At 70.3% G+C, this 18,778-nt stretch carries 13 protein-coding genes; 7 read left to right on the forward strand and 6 right to left on the reverse strand.

The genetic code is table 11. From position 1 onward, the window contains the following. Positions 1 to 65: 65 nt before the first annotated feature. Complete coding sequence (locus AC5Y31_RS06170) at positions 66 to 752, reverse strand: MBL fold metallo-hydrolase (RefSeq protein WP_499978885.1); 687 nt, start codon at positions 750 to 752, stop codon at positions 66 to 68. 57 nt (positions 753 to 809) lie between these two features. On the opposite strand from AC5Y31_RS06170, the gene uvrA reads away from it, so the two are divergent. Next, entirely contained in the window at positions 810 to 3,707 is a 2,898-nt protein-coding gene (gene uvrA, locus AC5Y31_RS06175; protein ID WP_499978887.1) for an excinuclease ABC subunit UvrA, read from the forward strand. 22 nt (positions 3,708 to 3,729) lie between these two features. Here the strand turns inward: uvrA and AC5Y31_RS06180 are convergent, their stop codons facing one another. The 4 genes from AC5Y31_RS06180 to lysX form a co-directional block, all read right to left on the reverse strand. Next, a complete protein-coding gene (locus AC5Y31_RS06180; RefSeq protein WP_499978889.1) occupies positions 3,730 to 4,905 on the reverse strand; it encodes a winged helix DNA-binding domain-containing protein in 1,176 nt (391 codons plus the stop codon). A gap of 3 nt (positions 4,906 to 4,908) precedes the next feature. Continuing rightward, on the reverse strand, positions 4,909 to 5,136 hold the full coding sequence (locus AC5Y31_RS06185; protein ID WP_499978891.1) for a hypothetical protein: 228 nt from the start codon (positions 5,134 to 5,136) through the stop codon (positions 4,909 to 4,911). Between the two features lie 65 nt (positions 5,137 to 5,201). After that, positions 5,202 to 6,542 (reverse strand): alpha/beta hydrolase, encoded by a 1,341-nt coding sequence (locus AC5Y31_RS06190; protein ID WP_499979015.1) that lies wholly within the window; start codon positions 6,540 to 6,542, stop codon positions 5,202 to 5,204. A gap of 59 nt (positions 6,543 to 6,601) precedes the next feature. Further along, positions 6,602 to 9,946 (reverse strand): bifunctional lysylphosphatidylglycerol synthetase/lysine--tRNA ligase LysX, encoded by a 3,345-nt coding sequence (gene lysX / locus AC5Y31_RS06195; RefSeq protein ID WP_499978892.1) that lies wholly within the window; start codon positions 9,944 to 9,946, stop codon positions 6,602 to 6,604. A gap of 374 nt (positions 9,947 to 10,320) precedes the next feature. Here lysX and infC point away from each other — a divergent pair, with 374 nt between their 5' ends. From infC to AC5Y31_RS06215, 4 genes are read left to right on the forward strand one after another with little or no spacing between them, the layout of a single operon-like run. Then, entirely contained in the window at positions 10,321 to 10,938 is a 618-nt protein-coding gene (gene infC, locus AC5Y31_RS06200; protein WP_301637159.1) for a translation initiation factor IF-3, read from the forward strand. A gap of 26 nt (positions 10,939 to 10,964) precedes the next feature. Then, complete coding sequence (rpmI, locus tag AC5Y31_RS06205; protein WP_013828757.1) at positions 10,965 to 11,159, forward strand: 50S ribosomal protein L35; 195 nt, start codon at positions 10,965 to 10,967, stop codon at positions 11,157 to 11,159. A 55-nt stretch (positions 11,160 to 11,214) separates the two neighbouring features. Continuing rightward, the gene (rplT, locus tag AC5Y31_RS06210) at positions 11,215 to 11,604 is read left to right on the forward strand and encodes a 50S ribosomal protein L20 (protein WP_013828758.1); all 390 of its coding nucleotides are present in this window, start codon (positions 11,215 to 11,217) and stop codon (positions 11,602 to 11,604) included. An 11-nt stretch (positions 11,605 to 11,615) separates the two neighbouring features. Further along, positions 11,616 to 12,398, forward strand: coding sequence for a TrmH family RNA methyltransferase (locus AC5Y31_RS06215; RefSeq protein WP_499978893.1), 783 nt, complete (start codon positions 11,616 to 11,618; stop codon positions 12,396 to 12,398). On the opposite strand, the gene AC5Y31_RS06220 is transcribed toward AC5Y31_RS06215, so the two are convergent. After that, complete coding sequence (locus AC5Y31_RS06220) at positions 12,395 to 13,492, reverse strand: oxygenase MpaB family protein (protein ID WP_109470816.1); 1,098 nt, start codon at positions 13,490 to 13,492, stop codon at positions 12,395 to 12,397. The two genes, AC5Y31_RS06215 and AC5Y31_RS06220, sit on opposite strands and share 4 nt — an antisense overlap. A gap of 158 nt (positions 13,493 to 13,650) precedes the next feature. On the opposite strand from AC5Y31_RS06220, the gene AC5Y31_RS06225 reads away from it, so the two are divergent. After that, the gene (locus AC5Y31_RS06225; protein ID WP_082966529.1) at positions 13,651 to 14,556 is read left to right on the forward strand and encodes an adenylate/guanylate cyclase domain-containing protein; all 906 of its coding nucleotides are present in this window, start codon (positions 13,651 to 13,653) and stop codon (positions 14,554 to 14,556) included. Between the two features lie 140 nt (positions 14,557 to 14,696). Then, positions 14,697 to 18,743 carry a PGRS repeat-containing protein gene (locus AC5Y31_RS06230; RefSeq protein ID WP_499978895.1) on the forward strand — a complete coding sequence of 1,349 codons (4,047 nt, stop codon included), beginning with the start codon at positions 14,697 to 14,699 and terminating at the stop codon, positions 18,741 to 18,743. The last annotated feature ends 35 nt before the right edge of the window (positions 18,744 to 18,778 follow it).

Here is an 18,778-nt window from a genome sequence, read left to right on the forward strand (position 1 = left end):
GCCTCCCACCCCCGAAGGGCCTTAGTATAGGCGGCCTTTACCAGCTGACAAGGGGTTTTGCGGGGTCACCAGCCTCGTTCGCGCCACTCGGCCAGATGCGGGCGCTCGGTGCCCAGCGTGGTGTCGTCACCGTGGCCGGGGTAGACCACGGTGTCGTCGCCGAACCGGTCGAACACCTTGCGGCTCACATCGCCGAGCAGCCGCTCGAAATCCCCGGGCTGCCAGGTCTTGCCGACCCCGCCCGGGAACAGGCAGTCGCCAGTGAACAACTGCGTCACGCCGCCGGTGGCCGTGCCGTCCAGCGCCAGCGCCACCGAGCCCTCGGTGTGGCCCTGCAGGTGGATGACGTCGAAGGTCAGGTCGCCCACGTTTACGGTGTCGCCGTCGGCCAGCAGCCGATCCGGCGTCACCGGCAGCGGCTCGGCGTCCAGGGCGTGCGCCGCGGTGGGCGCCCCGGTCGCCTCGGCGAGCGCTTCGAGGGCCTGCCAGTGGTCGAAGTGCTGGTGGCTGGTCACGATCAACGCCACCTCCGGGGCGTGCTCGCGCACCAGCGCCACCAGGTTGTCGGCGTCGTTGGCCGCATCGATCAGCAGCGTCTTGCCGGTATTGGTGCAGGTCACCAGGTAGGCGTTGTTGTCCATCGGGCCCACCGAGGTCTTGATGATCGACACCCCCGGCAGGGTGCGGCGGGCCGCGGTGCCGGGCTCGACGTGCCCGGTGTAGCTGTCGTCAACCGAGATCGAAGGCGTCATAACCGCCACCGTACTGGCCCTGAGCTGGGTGTCGGTAGCGCCACCTAGCATGGACGGGTGGCTGACCGGCTGATCGTCAAGGGCGCGCGTGAACACAACCTGCGCAGTGTGGACCTGGAGCTGCCTCGCGATGCGCTGATCGTCTTCACCGGGCTGTCGGGTTCGGGCAAGTCCTCGCTGGCCTTCGATACGATCTTCGCCGAGGGCCAGCGTCGTTACGTCGAATCGCTGTCGGCCTACGCCCGGCAGTTCCTGGGCCAGATGGACAAGCCCGACGTCGACTTCATCGAGGGCCTGTCGCCGGCGGTGTCCATCGACCAGAAGTCGACCAACCGCAACCCGCGTTCGACGGTCGGCACCATCACCGAGGTCTACGACTACCTGCGGCTGCTGTATGCGCGGGCCGGCACCCCGCACTGCCCGGTCTGTGGTGAGCGCATCGCCCGCCAGACCCCGCAGCAGATCGTTGATCAGGTGCTGGCCATGGACGAAGGCCTGCGGTTTCAGGTGCTGGCCCCGGTGGTGCGCACCCGCAAGGGGGAGTTCGCCGACCTGTTCGAGAAGCTCAACACCCAGGGTTACAGCCGGGTCCGGGTCGACGGTGTGGTGCATTCGCTGACCGATCCGCCCAAGCTCAAGAAGCAGGAGAAGCACGACATTGAGGTCGTCGTCGACCGGTTGACCGTTAAGGCCAGCGCCAAGCAGCGGCTCACCGATTCGATCGAAACCGCGCTGGGCCTGGCCGATGGCATCGTGGTGCTCGAGTTCGTCGACCGCGACGACGACCACCCGCACCGGGAGCAGCGGTTCTCCGAGAAACTGGCCTGCCCCAACGGCCACGCGCTGTCCGTCGACGACCTGGAGCCGCGGTCGTTCTCGTTCAACTCGCCCTACGGAGCCTGCCCGGAATGCGCCGGGCTGGGCATCCGCAAGGAGGTCGACGCCGACCTGGTGGTTCCCGACCCGGACCGCACCCTGGCCGAGGGCGCGGTGGCGCCGTGGTCGATGGGGCCCACCAGCGAGTACTTCACCCGGATGATGGCCAGCCTGGGTGCGGCGATGGGCTTCGACGTCGACACCCCGTGGCGCAAGCTGCCGGCCAAGGCACGGCGGGCGATCTTGGAGGGCTCCGACGAACAGGTCCACGTGCGTTACCGCAACCGCTACGGCCGGACCCGCTCCTACTACACCGATTTCGAAGGTGTGATGGCGTTCCTGCAGCGCAAGATGGAGCAGACCGAGTCCGAGCAGATGAAGGAACGCTACGCCGGCTTCATGCGCGACGTCCCGTGCCCGGAATGCGCCGGCACCCGCCTGAAGCCGGAGATCCTGGCGGTGACGCTGGCCGCCGGAGACTACGGCAGCAAATCCATTGCGCAGGTGAGCGATCTGTCGATCGCGGAATGTTCGGACTTCCTCAACGCGCTGACGCTGGGCCCGCGCGAGCAGGCCATCGCCGGCCAGGTGCTCAAGGAGATCCAGTCGCGGCTGAGCTTTCTGCTCGACGTGGGCCTGGAGTACCTGACCCTGTCGCGCGCCGCCGGAACGCTGTCCGGCGGTGAGGCGCAACGCATCCGGCTGGCCACCCAGATCGGCTCGGGTCTGGTCGGGGTGCTCTACGTGCTCGACGAGCCGTCGATCGGGCTGCACCAGCGTGACAACCGGCGGCTGATCGAAACCCTGGTGCGGCTGCGCGACCTGGGCAACACCCTGATCGTGGTCGAGCACGATCTGGACACCATCGCCCACGCCGACTGGATCGTCGACATCGGCCCGGCCGCCGGGGAGCACGGCGGGCGGATCGTGCACAGCGGGCCGTACGCCGAACTGCTGGCCAACCCCGACTCGATCACCGGCGCCTACCTGTCCGGCGCGAAAAGCATTGCGGTGCCGGTGGTTCGGCGGAAAGTCGATGCCAAACGCCAGCTCGGGGTGGTCGGTGCCCGCGAGCACAACCTGACCGGCGTCGACGTGGCGTTCCCGCTCGGCGTGCTCACCGCGGTGACCGGGGTGTCCGGGTCGGGCAAATCGACGCTGGTCAACGACATCCTGGCGTCGGTGCTGGCCAACAAGCTCAACGGCGCCCGGCTGGTGCCCGGCCGGCACACCCGGATCACCGGCCTGGACCACTTGGACAAGCTGGTGCGGGTCGACCAGTCACCGATCGGGCGCACCCCGCGGTCCAACCCGGCCACCTACACCGGGGTGTTCGACAAGATCCGCACCCTGTTCGCCGCCACCACCGAGGCCAAGGTGCGTGGCTACCTGCCGGGCCGATTCTCGTTCAACGTCAAAGGTGGCCGCTGTGAGGCGTGTACCGGCGACGGCACCATCAAGATCGAGATGAACTTCCTGCCCGACGTCTACGTGCCCTGTGAGGTCTGCCACGGCGCCCGCTACAACCGGGAGACCCTCGAGGTGCACTACAAGGGCAAGACCATCGCCGAGGTGCTCGACATGTCGATCGAGGAGGCGGCGGAGTTCTTCGAGCCGATCACCGGCATCCACCGCTACCTGCGCACCCTGGTCGACGTCGGGCTCGGCTACGTGCGACTCGGTCAGCCGGCGCCGACGCTGTCCGGCGGTGAGGCGCAGCGGGTGAAGCTGGCCTCGGAGCTGCAGAAGCGCTCCACCGGGCGGACGGTCTACATCCTCGACGAGCCCACCACCGGTCTGCACTTCGAGGACATCGCCAAACTGCTCGGTGTCATCAACGGCCTTGTCGACAAAGGCAATACGGTGATCGTTATCGAGCACAACCTGGACGTGATCAAGACCGCGGACTGGATCATCGACATGGGCCCCGAGGGCGGGGCCGGCGGCGGCACGGTGGTGGCCACCGGCACACCCGAGGACGTGGTGGCGGTGCCGGAGAGCTATACCGGCAAGTTCCTCGCCGAAATCCTCGGCGCACCGGCCAAACCCGCCAAACGGCGGCGCAAGGCGAGTGCCTGACGGCCGGCGACTGCCTGTCGTCTCAGCGTGGGGCGGCTCGCACCAGCGGTGACGGGAATCGCGGCGGTACCCGTACGCCGTCCAGCCACTCGGTAAGTTCGCGGGCCCGCTTCTCCAGCGCCTGGCGCGCCGGGCGGCCGGGGTCTTCCAGGAGCTGCAACTGGACCTCGGCGGCGGCGTTCTGATACCAGCCGCCCACGATCCGCCCGTTCCACCACACCGTGGGGCCGGCGTTGCCGTTGTTGTCGAAGAGCTCGCCGCGGTGCTCGCCGAGATACCAGTCGCGGTGATACCAGCCCATGGTGGTGACGTCGAGACCGGGCAGCAGCGCGCCCCACACCGCGGGTTCCGGCTCGGGCTCCAGGTCATCGGGCAACGCATAGCCGGGGGTGCCGTGCAGGTCGACGTCGACGGCGCCCATGTCGCTCAACGCTTTTCGGACCGCGGTCTTGGTGGTGCCGAACCACCACTTGATGTCGTCGGCGGTGGCGGGACCGAAGGCCCGCAGCCAGGTGGTGATCAGGTGCGCCTGCGCCGCCTCGGCGGCCATCGGCGCGCCCGGTTCGCCGAGCCAATCCGCCGCGGTCACCCACCGCGGCCGCGAGGACGTCCACGCGCCGTCGTTGGGGCCGCGCACGATGTCGCCTTGCACCCCGAGTACGGTCAGCGCCCGCGGAGCCAGGTGCGTCTGGCCGCCGTAGGACTTGCCGGGCGCCGGATCGTAGGTCCCGGCCAGTTCCGGCAGGGCCGCGCGCAGCTCGGCGCTGCTCGCCGCGCCGTGTTCTCCGAGGTGCCGCAGCACCGCCGCACCGGCCCGGTCGAGCCAGCGCTCCCCGTCGGCCGCCACACCGGCTTTGGCGACATCGGCGATGAGCCGGCGCCGCTCGGTGGCGGCCACCCGGTCGCTGGCGGCGGCCTGCACCCCGGGCAGATCGGCGGGATCGATCACCCACAGCGTGCGGCGCATCGCCAGATGCTTGACCAGCGAACGTTTTTCATACAACGCACTGTCCAGGTCGGCGACGGCGAACGGCAACGATCGCGCCCACAGGGACAGATACGGGGTGGCCGGGTCGGTGGCGTGCAGGCCGATCAGCGCGGCCGCCACCTGAGTTATCGGCTCGGTTGCGGCTTCAGAGGCCAAAAAATGCCTGCGCGCCAAACGGTTTCGCCGTTCGGCGATGGTGAAGCTGCGCACCGGTCAGTGCTCACCGTCGTGCATGGACTTGCGGATCTGCTCTAGTCGATCGGCGGCCGCGCGCTGCCGGTGCTCGTACTGCTTCTCGACGCTGCGGCCCTCGGGCGTCTCGGCATCCAGTTCCTGCGCGCCGATCGAGGTCTGATACCGGTTCTCGATCTTCTCGCGCATCGAGTCGAACGTCGGCACGCCGGAGTCGTCGAACCCGGGGTCGGTCGGATCGTCACCCATGCTCGGCACGTTACCGGCGGCGGCCGAAGTAATGCGGTGTCTCGGGGCCGGTCGGTGATCCACAATCACCTTCCCGCGGGGTGGACGGAGGTCATGGTTGGGGCCGCCGCGGTGGCCCGGACCGGCGCCGCGGGAAACGGAACGGGTGGCACTCCCTGTGTGCCCAGTCGGCCGGCCAGCCAGGGCAGGGCGGTCGCGAAGGCCTGCCCGGCGAACGGCCAGTCATGCCGGCCCGGTTCGGTCACCACGGCGCAGTCGATGCCGTTGCGCTGACCCAAGGCGCACAGCGACTTCGCGGCGGCGAGTTGACCGCCGGCATCCGACGTCTCGGCACTGCCGTTGACCGCGAACCAGCCCGAAACCCCGCTATAGCGGCCGTGTCTGGTGATCACCGTGGCCGGATCGAACGCCGCCCACGCCTCGACGCTGCCGCCGAACAGTCGCGCGATGGTCTGGGCCCGGGTTCCAGCGTTCGGTCCCAGGTCTCCGGCGATGTCGACGAAGGTGCTGAACTTCTCGGGGTGCATCGTGGTCAGGTCGAGCGCGCAGGTACCGCCCATCGACCAGCCGGCGACACCCCAGTGCGACGGTTCGGCACTGACCCCGAAGTGCGAAATCACGTAGGGCACCACGTCGTCGGTCAGGTGGTCGGCGGCGTTGCCGCGCGGGCCGTTGACGCATTCGGTGTCGGTGTTGAACGCGCCGCCGGAGTCGACGAACATCAGCACCGGCGCGTTGCCGCCGTGCGCTGCCGCGAAGTCGTCGACGGAATTGATCGCATTGCCAGCCCGCAACCAATCGGCGGGGGTGTTGAATTCGCCGCCGATCATCATCACCGCGGGCAGCGCCGGTGGCGGGCTCTGGCTGAACCACGCCGGCGGCAGGTACACCAGCTCGCCGCGGTGCTTGAAGTGCGAAGCGTCGGCCGGAATCGTCACCGGCACCACGCGGCCCCGTTCGGGTGGTCTGCCCTCGGTAGCCATCGCGTTCACCGCGGCCAGATCGCTCTGGTCGGGCAGCGGGCCCGAGGTCAGCTGATCCCAGGCGTTCTGCACGGTCGGGAAGTAGCCGACCCAGGCGTTGAGCGCCAACCCGGCGCTGAGCACACACAGCGGCACCGCCACGACGGACGCGCCGCGGCGCCACCAGGCCGCACTCCGCCAACCCAGGATCAGGATCGCCGCCGCGGCTCCGGCTAGGGCGATCCAGATCCACAGCGTCGCTGGTGCCGGGTCAGCGGAGAGGCCCTCGGCGTTGATAAACCAGTAGGCGCAGACCGCCGTCGCCAACCCCAGCGCGCCGCCCAGCGCCAGCCGCAGCAGCCAGCGGCGGCCGCTCCGGCCGAGGGCCAGCATCAGCACCACGGCGGCCAATGCCTGCACCGTCACCGGAACCCAGCCGTGCATCAGCGAGGTGTGCTCACTGGCGGACAGGATCACTCCACCATGATGGACCTCACCTGCGCTCAGCGTGGTTTGGCCAGCGGGAAGGGCAAGGTGTCCCGGATGCTGTGGCCGGTGACGAGCATGACGACCCGGTCGATGCCCATGCCCAGGCCGCCGGTCGGGGCCATCGCGTACTCCATGGCCTGCAGGAAGTCCTCGTCGAGTTCCATGGCTTCGACGTCGCCGCCGGCGGCCAGCAGCGACTGCTGATGCAGCCGGCGGCGTTGTTCCACCGGATCGGTGAGCTCGCTGTAAGCGGTGCCCAGCTCGACACCCCAGGCCACCAGATCCCACCGCTCGGCCACCCCGGGCTTGCAGCGGTGCGGGCGGGTCAGCGGCGACACCGACGTGGGGAAGTCGGTGTAGAAGGTGGGTCGCTCGGTGCGGGCTTCGACGAGGTGCTCGTAGAGTTCGAGCACCACCGCCCCGGCATCCCACTGCCGCAGGTAGTGGACCCCGGCGACGTCGCACAACCGGCGCAGGGTGCCCAGGTCGGTGGCGGCGTCGACCTGTTCGCCGAGGGCCTCCGACACCGCGTCGTGCACGGTACGTACCGGCCACTGCCCGGAGATGTCCACCGCTTCCAGCTGTCCGTCGGGTCCCGGCCGCAGCACCACCGGCGCGCCGTTGGCCGCCACCGCGGCGTTCTGGATCAGCTCGCGCGCCCCGTCGATCCAGGCCTGGTAGTCGGCATGGGCCTGGTAGGCCTCCAGCAGGGTGAACTCCGGGTTGTGGCTGAAGTCGACGCCTTCGTTGCGAAACGCCCGGCCCAGCTCGAACACGCGCTCCACCCCGCCCACACAGAGTCGTTTGAGGTAGAGCTCCGGCGCGATTCGCAGGTACAGGTCGAGGTCGTAGGCGTTGATGTGGGTGACGAACGGCCGCGCGTTGGCCCCGCCGTGCAGCTGCTGCAGGATCGGGGTCTCGACCTCCAGGAAACCCTTGGCGAACAGGGTGTCCCGGATGGAGCGCAGCACGTTGCTGCGGGCGGTGATGAGCTCCCGCGCCTCGAGGTTGATCGCCAGGTCCACATAACGGGTCCGCACCCGCGCCTCTGGGTCGGTCAGTCCCTTCCACTTGTCGGGCAGCGGCCGCAGGCACTTGCCGACCAGCCGCCAGTGCTGCACCAGCAGTGACGGTGTCCCGTTGCGGCTGTGTCCCATCCGGCCGGTCGCCTCGATCAGATCGCCCAGGTCGGCCGCCGCGCTGAAGTCCGCGGCGCGGGCCTCGCCGAACTCCGACAGAACCGAATTGTCCAGCAGCAGCTGCACTTCACCCGACCAGTCGCGCAGCTGCGCGAACAGCACGCCGCCGTAGTCGCGCATCCGCAGCACCCGCCCGGACACCGAGACGGTCTCGTCGGCGCCGCACTGCAACGCCTGGGCGACGGTGTGACTGGGCGGGGCGCCCACCGGGTAGGCATCAACGCCATTGTCCTGCAATGACTTCAGCTTGGCCATTCGGACCCGGACCTGTTCGGGAAGCCGGGCGAACGCTGCCGCGGACTCGGCCCCCGCGGTGATATCGGCATCGGGGGCACTGCCGTCGGCGTGCAGCCGCCCGGCGGAGGCCACCGCTGCCGGCACCGACGAGTGGTGGCCGGTGTGCTGTTCGTTGCGCCGGGAGAACGGCAGCACCAGAAAGCCTTCGGCGATCACCGACGCGACACCGACCCGCGGGATCAACCGGGCGTCCTCGTAGCAGGCGTACCGCGGCACCCACTCCGGCTGGTATTTCATGTTCGAGCGGTAGAGCGTCTCCAACTGCCACCAACGGGAGAAGAACATCAGCAGCCGCCGCCACGCCCGCAGCACCGGGCCGGCGCCCAGCTGTGCGCCTTGCTCGAACGCGGCGCGGAACATCGCGAAGTTCAGCGAGATCCGGCTGACGCCGATGGTGGCGGCCTGCAGCGCCAGTTCGCTGACCATCAACTCGATGGTGCCGTTGGGGGACTGCGGTGAGCGGCGCATCAGATCCAGCGACACCCCGCTGCGCCCCCACGGCACCAGCGACAGCATCGCCACCACCTCGCCGGTTGCCGAGCCGGTTCGCGGGTCGCCGCGCACCGCCTCGACCAGCAGGCAGTCGAGGTCGGCCGGGTCGCCCAGCCGGCCCAGCGCCATCGAGAAGCCGCGCTCGGATTCGGTGTCGCGCCAGGCGTCGGCGCGCTCGATCACCCGGGCCATCTCGTCGGCGCCGATGTCGCCGTGCCGGCGCATCCGCACCGTCAGCCCCGACCGGCGGGCCCGCGTCACCGCCTGGCGCACCCCGCGCATGTCCGGGCCGGACAGCTTGAACTCCGAGGCCCGCAGGAGCGCCTCGTCGCCGAGTTCCAGGGCGCTCAGGCCCGCGTCGCGGAAGGCCTGGGCGCCGGCGAAGCTGGCGCCCATCACGCCGGGTGCCCAGCCGTAGTCCTGGCAGATGTGCAGCCAGGCGGTGATGGCCTGCGGCCACGCCCGCGCGTCGCCGACCGGGTCGCCGCTGGCGAGGCAGACGCCCACCTCGACCCGGTAGGTGATGGCGGCGCGCCCGTTGGGGGCGAACACCACCGACTTGTCCCGGCGGGTGGCGAAGTAGCCCAGCGAGTCGTTCTGGCCGTACTGCTCGAGCAGACCGCGGATCGCTGACTCGTCCTGGCCGGTCAGGGCGTTGTCGGCGCGCTGGGACAAGAACAGCACGATGGCGGCGATGATCAGAGCCAGCGCCCCGAGCAGCCCGCACAGCGCTTTGAGCCCGAAGTCGGGCTTGCCGGGGAAGAAATCCGGTTCCAGCAGCGCGAAGCCGACCACCCGGTTCACCACGTAGGGCAGCCGCAATGGGCGGGTCACCGTGCCGGGGAACAGCTCGATGAGCCCCCAGCACAGCAGGATCGCCACCGTCCAGCCGGCGGCCAAGGTTGCCGCCGACTTGAGCAGGGCGCCACGGCGGACCTTGGCCCAGAACTCGCCCCGGGCCAGCACCAGCACGACTAGCGCGGCGGCGTGCAGGGCCAGGCCGGCGACGCCGCTGACGGCCTGCAGCCGGTCGGCGCTTCCCGACACCAGGCGGCTGGCGTTCCAGCCGCCGGCGACCACCAGGTTGACGATCAGCAGCCACCAGGCGATGCGCTTGCGTGCGCTGAGCGCCGCGGCCAGCAGTCCCAGCACGAACGCCCAGGCCAGGCTGGTGTCGGGGAAGTTGAACAGGTACTTGTCGATGAACTCGCGCGGCACCCGGATGACCCAGCGGATCACCGGGGACACGCTCGCCACCAGCGACAAGGTGGCGGCGGTGCCGACGGCCCAGGCGGCGGCCGCGGGCACCCAGCGAAACCGCGAGGTCGAGCGCCGGCGCAAGCGCGGCTTGGATGGCCCAGTCAGCGTCATAGCCCGGGAGAATAAGCAGTCAAACCGGGAAAAGGATGTGAGGTGCGCCGGCGGCCGAAACAGCCCGGCTAGTGGAATGCGGAACTGCTGCTAGACTGTGTGCCGCGACCGTCCCGGCGTACGCCAGGACTGCAAGTGGAGTTCCCTCCCACCACTCGCCGAGGAGCAATCCGTAGGCGCAGTGGTCCGGTCGCAGGCGATGCAAATCGTCTGCTCTGCGCACCGCGCAGGCGGCCTGATGATATCGGGCCGCGATCGGTCGGTATGGGCCCTGCTTCGTGCAGGGCTTTTTTGCTGGTGGGTGGTTTCTTCCGCCGCTGCGTCCGGACGAGCACTGCGGCGGCCGCGACCGGAAGACTACCCAGGGAGGTCCCATCAGCACTGAGATCCGCGTCAACGAGCGCATTCGCGTACCTGAGGTCCGTTTGATCGGCCCGGGAGGGGAGCAGGTAGGCATCGTGCGCATCGAAGATGCGCTTCGCGTCGCCGCGGATGCCGATCTCGACCTTGTCGAAGTAGCCCCGACTGCCAAACCGCCGGTTTGCAAGATCATGGACTACGGCAAGTACAAGTACGAGGCGGCCCAGAAGGAGCGCGAGTCTCGCAAGAACCAGCAGCAGACCGTCGTCAAGGAACAGAAGCTGCGCCCCAAGATCGACGACCACGACTACGCGACGAAGAAGGGCCATGTGGTCCGCTTCCTCGAAGCCGGGGCGAAGGTCAAGGTGACGATCATGTTCCGCGGACGCGAGCAGTCCCGGCCGGAGCTGGGCTACCGCCTGCTGCAGCGGCTGGGCGCCGACGTCGCCGAGTATGGATTCGTCGAGACCTCCGCCAAGCAGGACGGGCGCAACATGACGATGGTGCTGGCACCGCACCGCGGCGCGAAGACCCGGGCCAAGGCCGCAGAAGATGCGGGCGCGGGCGCAAAGCCCCCCGCCCCCGCCCCGGAAGCCCCGGCGGACGCGGCCGAGCCCAAACCCGAAAACTAAAGACCCCACACCAGAACTGAGGAAACATGCCCAAGGCGAAAACCCACAGTGGCGCTTCAAAGCGGTTCCGTCGCACCGGCACCGGCAAGATCGTGCGGCAGAAGGCCAACCGTCGCCACCTGCTCGAGCACAAGCCGAGCACCCGCACTCGCCGCCTGGCCGGGCGCACCGAGGTGGCCGCTGCCGACGCCAAGCGCGTCAACAAGATGCTGAACGGCTGACAGCCGCTTTACGCAACGCAAATCCCTTACGCCCCAACGAGAGTAGGAACACCCCATGGCACGCGTGAAGCGGGCAGTCAATGCCCAGAAGAAGCGTCGCACCATCCTGAAGGCCTCGAAAGGCTACCGCGGCCAGCGGTCGCGCCTGTACCGCAAGGCCAAAGAGCAGCAGCTGCACTCGCTGACCTACGCCTACCGCGACCGTCGCGCCCGCAAGGGTGACTTCCGCAAGCTGTGGATCACCCGGATCAACGCGGCGGCCCGCGCCAACGGCGTCACCTACAACCGCCTGATCCAGGGCCTCAAGGCCGCCGGCGTCGAGGTGGACCGCAAGAACCTCGCCGAGATCGCCGTCAGCGACGCGGCCGCGTTCACCGCGCTGGTCGAGGTCGCCAAGGCCGCGCTGCCCGAGGATGTCAACGCGCCCTCCGGCGAGGCCGCCTGACCCCTGAGCCGATGCTGACCGAACGCTCGGCCCGCGTGGTCGCGGCGGTCAAGCTGCACCGGCATGTCGCCAGGAAGCGCGAGCAGCGCTTCCTGGCGGAGGGTCCCAATCTGATCGAGGCCGCGTCCCGTCGCGGTCTGCTCGTCGAGGTCTTCGCCACCGAGTCGGCGGCGCAGCGTCACGGCGAACTGCTGGGCGCTGCGTCGGCCCCGGTGCACCTGGTGAGCGATCGGGCGGCAAAAGCGTTGTCCGACACCGTCACCCCGGCCGGACTGGTCGCGGTGTGTGCGCTTCCCGAGCCGGACCTGCATGCCGTGCTGGCCGACGGGCCGCGGCTGGTGGCCGTGGCGGTCGGAATCGGCGAGCCGGGTAACGCCGGCACCCTGATCCGCATCGCCGACGCCACCGGAGCCGGGCTGGTGGTCTTGACCGGCAACAGCGTCGACCCCTACAACGGCAAGTGCCTGCGTTCCTCGGCGGGCAGCATCTTCAACGTCCCGGTGGTGGTTGCTGCCGATACCGATGCCGTGATGGCGGCGTTGGGGGAGGCGGGGCTGCAGGTGCTGGCGACGGCGCTGGACGGCGAGCTGTGCCTCGACGACGCCGATCCGGTACTGGTGGCGCCCACCGCCTGGCTGTTCGGTCCGGAAGCCCAAGGCTTGCCGGCCGCCGCCGCAGCCGCTGCCGACCATCGGATACGGATCCCGATGGCCGGCGGCGCAGAGAGCCTGAATGTCGCTGCGGCAGCAGCGATCTGCCTATATCAGAGCGCGCGAGCGCAGCGCAGATCCTAGGCGGCTTTCGGCCGTGGTCGCGGCCGCGGCGGTCGTACCCCGGCCAGCGAGAAGGTGCTGTGCACCAGTGAACCGGCCCGCTCGATCAGGCTCATCTTCCGCGGCGGGACGTAGTGCATCCCGTTAGTGCGGCGGTCCTTGGGCGGCGCGGTGTGCCACGGTGCTTCTTCCAGCGGGGCGTCGGCGGCGATCTTGCCCTGTTCACGGCGATAGCCGGCCAGGGCGCGCGGGTGCAGCCGGATCTCCTCGGGGACGAAGGTGAACGCGAGCTGGCTGAACTTGCCGATCAGCCGGAACAGCACCTCGTCGCCCTCCGACCAGCGCAGACCGGCCTTCTCCCGCACCACCGGCTCGAACAGCCCGGCGGCGATCCAGCGCTGGGCGCCCAGCATCGGCTTGAACATCTGGTCCCACACGCCGGTGGGCATCATGACGAACCACGGCTTGGGGATGCGCATGTCCAAGATGCCCTGCGCTGCCGGCGTCATCTCCAGTTCTTCTTCGCAGACCCGGTCCCAGTACTCGCAGAACTCCTCCCAGGTCTTGGGCACCGGGCGCATGCTCATGCCATACATCCGGTACCACTGCACGTGCTCGTCGAAGAGCTGGTGCTTCTCGGCCTCGGTCAGCCCGCCACAGAAGTACTCGGCCAGCTTGATGATCAGCATGAAGAACGTCGCGTGCGCCCAATAGAAGGTCTCGGGGTCCAGCGCGTGATAGCGCCGGCCCTGCTCGTCGGTGCCCTTGATGTCGCGGTGGTAGTCGCGGATCGCCGCGCCGGTGTGCTGAGAGCGGACCCCGTCGTAGACCACGCCCATGATCGGGTATACCGACCGGGTGACCCGCTGCAGCGGCTCACGCCACAAGCTGGAGTGCTCCTGCACACCGGCGCCCAGGCCCGGGTACATGTTCTCGATGGTGCCGATCCACATGCCCATCACTCCGGTGCGGATGTCCCCGAAGTACTTCCAGGTCAGCGAATCGGAGTTCAAGGGCTCGACGGCCGCTGCGGGTTTGGGCGAGGTCGGCAAGGGGGCACTCTGCTCCGCGGGCTCGGACACCCGCTCGGCTGACGTGGTCGGAGTAACGGTCATCACGTCTCCTGTCTGGCGAACCTGACACAACCATAATTGTGACAACACGCGTTGTCTACGGTATCGAGGGCGCGTCGCGGGCTTGATCGCCGAGCGTGGCGCGTGCCACGTGCCTCCGCCGTTGCCGGTGGCCACAACCGCCACCTACGCTGAGGCACATGGACCTCGAGCCGGTCGGTCGGCAGGCTGACGAGCTCGAGGAGGTGGTGGAGATAGAAGAACAACCCGGCCCGGGTCGCCGCCGTTCCTTCTCCCTTGAGGAGGCCGCGGCCTGGTTGAACCGCACAACCAACGATGTCCGGGTGATCGATCTGGTGCGGCGGGTGCGCCGGGCGCTGCCCGGTGACCCCGAGTTCGGCGACCCGTTGTCCACGGCGGGTGACGGGGGGCCGCAGGCAGCCGCGCGTGCCGCGGACCGGCTGATGGGCGACCGCTCCGCGGCGTCCCGCGAAGTCAGCCTGGGCGCTCTGCAGGTCTGGCAGGCGCTGAACGAGCGGATATCGCGTGCGCCGTCCAACGCCGAGGCGACGCTGGTCTTCACCGACCTGGTGGGTTTCTCGACGTGGTCGCTGCGGTCCGGGGACGACGCCACCCTCACCCTGCTGCGGCGGGTGTCGCAGGCGGTGGAACCGCCCCTGCTGGATGCCGGCGGCCGCATCGTCAAACGGATGGGCGACGGGCTCATGGCTGTGTTCCGCGATCCGCTGGTCGCGGTGAGCGCGGTCCTCAAAGCTCAGGAAGCCATCGAAACCGTCGAGGTCAACGGCTTCACCCCGCGGATGCGGGCCGGGATCCACACCGGCCGTCCGCAGCGGCTGGCCGATGACTGGCTCGGCGTGGACGTCAACATCGCCGCGCGGGTGATGGAACGGGCCGTCAAGGGCGGAATCGTGGTGTCCGGCGCGACGATCGAGCGCATCGACCCTGCTGACTTGGACGGATTGGGTGCCGTCGTCAAGCGGGCCCGCCGGCAGGTGTTGGCGGCCAAGAGCAGCGGTGTCCCGCCCGATCTGGTGATGTATCGGCTCAAGGCGGTCCGCAGCGAGCCTCCCGCCGCCGAGTAATCGCGCGTTAACTTCGTTGTGGCCCGGCTGGATTCCCTCAGTCGAGTGGAGGAACCCCGTTCCTTGGAATAGTCTGCGTGAATCACGCGACAATTTGTTGCGTTCTACACAGGTCGCCTTCAGTGCAGAAGCGGGGAATCATGGCAGGTCGGGAGCAGCGCCGGAATAGTGGGCGCAGGGCCAACAATCGGCTGATCGGTGCAGGTAGCGCGGTGGCGGCATTCCTGGCGTTCGGCATGGCCCCGCTGGCCGCGGCTCCCACGGCGCACGCCGACCTTGACTTCGACTGGCTGACCGACCTGTTCAACCCGGTCTCAGATTCCGCGGTGGGCTGGGATTCGAGCGGTTGGGACAGCAGCGGTTGGGACATCAGCTCCTGGTTCGACTCATCGGCTGACCCGGGTATCGCGGCCGACACCAGCGCTTTTGACCTCTCGTCGCTGTTCAACACGTTCTTCTATCAGCCGCTGTATTCGTCGATCGATGCCTGGATCGACAACCCGGCTAACAAATCGATCGTTGACATGATCAACGGCTGGGCGCCCGAGGGCGAGTTCTACCTCGGCGACGGCGCTGCCGGCACTGCGGACCACGTCGACGGCGGTGACGGCGGACTGTGGTTCGGCTCCGGCGGGGCGGGCTACGCCGGAGCGGACGGTGTCGAAGCTGGCGACGGCGGTGCGGCCGGGCTGTTCGGCAACGGTGGTGCCGGCGGTGCCGGGTGGGACGGACAGGTCGGCGGTACCGGTGGTGCCGGCGGGACCATCATGGGCATCGGCGGCGCCGGTGGTGCGGGTGGCATCGGCGCAAACGGCGGCACCGGCGGCGACGCCATGGGCTGGCTGTTCGGGATCGGCGGCGCCGGTGGTGCTGGTGGCGCGGGCACGGTCGGTGCGACCGGAGACGCCGGCAACTGGGAGACCGGTGGCGTCGGCGGTGACGGCCATGCGGGCAACGCCGGTGGTAACGGCGGCGCAGGCGGTAACGCCACCAAGTCGATGTTCGGCGGCGGCGGTGCCGGTGGCAAGGGCGGCGCCGGCGGCGCGGGCGGCCAGGGCGGCACCGGCGCTGAGGGTAATGCCGAGCATGCCAACGGCGGTACCGGTGGAAACGGCGGCGACGGCGGCGCGGTCGGCAAGGGCGGCGCGGGCGGTACGGGCGGCATGCTCGGCAGTAAGGGCGCGACCGGCGCGGACAGCACCATCAACGGCGACGGCGGCAAGGGCGGAACCGGTGGCGCCGGTGTGGACGCCGGCGACGGCCAGGCTGCGGGCGCCGGCGGTGCTGGTGGCACCGGTGGCAGTGGTGGCGAGACCGGTAACGGTGGTTCCGGCGGTACTGGCGGCGCAGGCGGTAATGGTGACGCCACGCACGACGCAGGCACGGGCGGCAATGGTGGCACCGGTGGTGACGGCGGCAAGATCGGCAACGGCGGCACGGGTGGCACCGGTGGCGCCGGTGGTGTCGGTGGCACTGACGATGGCGCGGTCGGCGGCACGGGCGGTGTCGGCGGAGCCGGCGGTGACGGTGGTACCGACGCGGGCAACGGCGGCAATGGCGGCGTCGGTGGTGCCGGTGGCGCCGGGCACGACGGGATCAAGGGACAGGCCGGCGCTGACGCCACCGCTGCGGGCGCAGACGGCGGCAATGGCGGCCAAGGCGGCAACGGCTTCGACGGCGGCACGGGCGGCAAGGGCGGCGTAGGCGGTCAGGCCAAGAGCGACACCGGCACCGATGGGACTTATGGCGCCGGTGGCGCCGGCGGCGTCGGCGGTGCGGTCGGCGCGGGTGGCGACGGCGGTAAGGGCGCGGACGGCACCTGGGCAAACAACGGCGATGGTAAGGGCGGTGATGGCGGTCAGGCCGGCGCCAACGGCGAAGAGGCCGGCCAGGGCGGTAAGGGCGGCGCTGGTGGCGGCGAGGGCGCAAGCAGTGGCGCGGATGGCGCCGATGGCAGCAAGGCTCCCTCTGAGGCCAGTAAGGGTGGTAGCGGCGGTAACGGCGCCGCTGGCACCGCGCAGCACAACGATGGTGGCGCCGGCGGTACCGGCGGCAATGGTGCCTACGGCGGCGATGGCGGTACCGGCGGCAAGGGCGGCGACGCGTGGGCCGGCAGCAATGGCAACGGTGGCGCCGGCGGCAACGGCGGCAACGGCGCCGACGGCAACGGCTCCAAGCCGAGCGACGGCGGTAACGGCGGCGACGGTGGTACCGGCGGCAAGGGCGCCGGCACCGGTGCGGGCGGTCTCGGCGGTGATGGCGGTGCCGGCGGCAACGGCGGCACCGGTGTAACGGGCGCAGAGGGCAGCTTCGAAGACGGCGGCACCGGCAACGGCGGTAACGGCGGCGACGGCTTCACCGGTGGTCACGGTGGCGCCGGCGGCGCGGGTGGGGACTCCGAGTCCGGTGTTAACGGCGACGGCGGCAACGGCGGTGCCGGTGGCAACGCCGGCGCCGGCGGCAACGGCGGCGATGGCGCTAACGGCGACTGGAATGAGAAGGGCCAGTACGGCTACGGCTCCGGTGGCAAGGGCGGCAACGCCGGCGACATCGGTACCGCGGGTAACGGCGGCGCCGCGGGGGCGGCCGGCACCGGTGGCACGGGCGGCGAAGCCGGTACCGCTGGAAAGGCAGGCGACGACGCCAACACCGACGGGGTCCGTGGCGGCAACGGCGGCGACGGCGCGGCTGGCGATGAGACCCACTGGAACGGCGGCGCCGGCGGCGACGGCGGCACCGGCGGCGTCCATGGCGACGGCGGCCAGGGCGGCGAGGGCGGCAAGGCGTTCTTCGACCCTGACACTGACACCACCAGAGCGACGACGGGTGGCAATGGCGGGGCCGGCGGTAACGGCGGCGCCGGCGGCACCGAGAGCGGTGATGGCGGCAACGGCGGCCACGGCGGTGACGCAGCGGCGGGCAGCCAGTACGGCGGCACCGGTGGCGCCGGTGGCAAGGGCGGCGCCGCCACCGCCACCGACGGCAACGGCGGTAAGGGCGGCGACGGCGGCGCAGGTGCCGCCGCGCTCGGCTGGAAGTCTGATGGCACCTGGCGCATCGACGGGTTCGCGAACAAGTTCGCCTCCGGCACCATCCTGGGCGTCTCCGGCGCCGGTGGAAACGGCGGTGCCGGCGGTACCGCCATCACCGGTAATGGCGGCGCCGGTGGCAACGGTGGCGACGGTGGGGCCGCGGCCAGCGACGCCGGGACCCGGGTTATCTGGGGCGGCGCCGGCGGTAACGGCGGCGCCGGTGGTGCGGCCACCGTCCCCGCCGCCGACGATGGTGACAGCGACGCAGGCACCGGCGGCGACGGCGAAAGCGGCGACGGTGACACCGAGGCTCCGCCCGTCGTCTCCGGCGATGGGGGCCATGGCGGCAATGGCGGCAACGGCGGTGTAGGGACCATCACCGCTGGTAGCGGCGGCGCCGGCGGCGCCGGCGGTGCCAGCGACGACGGCACGGGCGGCGACGGCGGTGCCGGCGGGGACGGTGCCAAGGCCTCCGGCTGGAACGACGCCAGCGGCGACCTGGCTGGCAAGGGCCAGATCCTCGCCTTCAGCGGTAGCGGAGGCAAGGGCGGCGCCGGCGGTAACGGTGCGACCGGTGGCGACGGCGGAGCTGGCGGCGACGCTGAGAACGGCGCGACCGGCGGTAACGTGTTCAGCTCCGGCGGCACCGGTGGCGCCGGCGGGGCCGGCGGCACCGGCACCACCGGTGACGGTGGCGCCGGCGGTAACGGTGGAAAGGGCGGCGACGCGACCTGGCGTGCTCACGACGGCGGTGCCGGCGGTGCCGGCGGCAACAGTGCCACCGGCGACGGCGGTAAAGGCGGCGACGGCGGACAGGGCGGCAAGCTCACCGTCGGCACCGCTCCGACCAACGGCCAGGCGGTGACCGTCGGCAACGGCGGCAACGGCGGCAACGGCGGCAGCAGCACCGACAAGGACGACCCAGGCACCGGCGGCGACGGTGGCCACGGCGGCAACGGCGGCAATGGCGTCGACAAGATCAAGGGCGGCGCCGGTGGTACCGGCGGTACCGGCGGTAGCGCCGGCTCCGAGAAGGCCGACACGCCCGACAAGCCGACCGCTCCGACCGGAACCGCGGGTGGCGAAGGCACCGCCGGCAGCGAAGGCGCCGTGCCCACGGCAACGCCCGATCCGGAGCCCCCAGCCGGTAGCTAACCCAACGGCCGAAAGCCCCGCACACCACGTGCGGG

It is taken from the genome of Mycobacterium sp. NGS18, assembly GCF_059813185.1.

Bases quoted from the DNA above. Each gene is read 5' to 3' on its own strand.
- AC5Y31_RS06190 (WP_499979015.1), bottom strand. From the start codon at position 6,542: ATGCACGGCTGGGTTCCGGTGACGGTGCAGGCATTGGCCGCCGTGGTG.
- AC5Y31_RS06230 (WP_499978895.1), top strand. From the start codon at position 14,697: ATGGCAGGTCGGGAGCAGCGCCGGAATAGTGGGCGCAGGGCCAACAAT.
- rplT (WP_013828758.1), top strand. From the start codon at position 11,215: ATGGCACGCGTGAAGCGGGCAGTCAATGCCCAGAAGAAGCGTCGCACC.
- AC5Y31_RS06185 (WP_499978891.1), bottom strand. From the start codon at position 5,136: ATGGGTGACGATCCGACCGACCCCGGGTTCGACGACTCCGGCGTGCCG.
- AC5Y31_RS06215 (WP_499978893.1), top strand. From the start codon at position 11,616: ATGCTGACCGAACGCTCGGCCCGCGTGGTCGCGGCGGTCAAGCTGCAC.
- lysX (WP_499978892.1), bottom strand. From the start codon at position 9,946: ATGACGCTGACTGGGCCATCCAAGCCGCGCTTGCGCCGGCGCTCGACC.
- AC5Y31_RS06170 (WP_499978885.1), bottom strand. From the start codon at position 752: ATGACGCCTTCGATCTCGGTTGACGACAGCTACACCGGGCACGTCGAG.
- AC5Y31_RS06225 (WP_082966529.1), top strand. From the start codon at position 13,651: ATGGACCTCGAGCCGGTCGGTCGGCAGGCTGACGAGCTCGAGGAGGTG.
- rpmI (WP_013828757.1), top strand. From the start codon at position 10,965: ATGCCCAAGGCGAAAACCCACAGTGGCGCTTCAAAGCGGTTCCGTCGC.
- AC5Y31_RS06220 (WP_109470816.1), bottom strand. From the start codon at position 13,492: ATGACCGTTACTCCGACCACGTCAGCCGAGCGGGTGTCCGAGCCCGCG.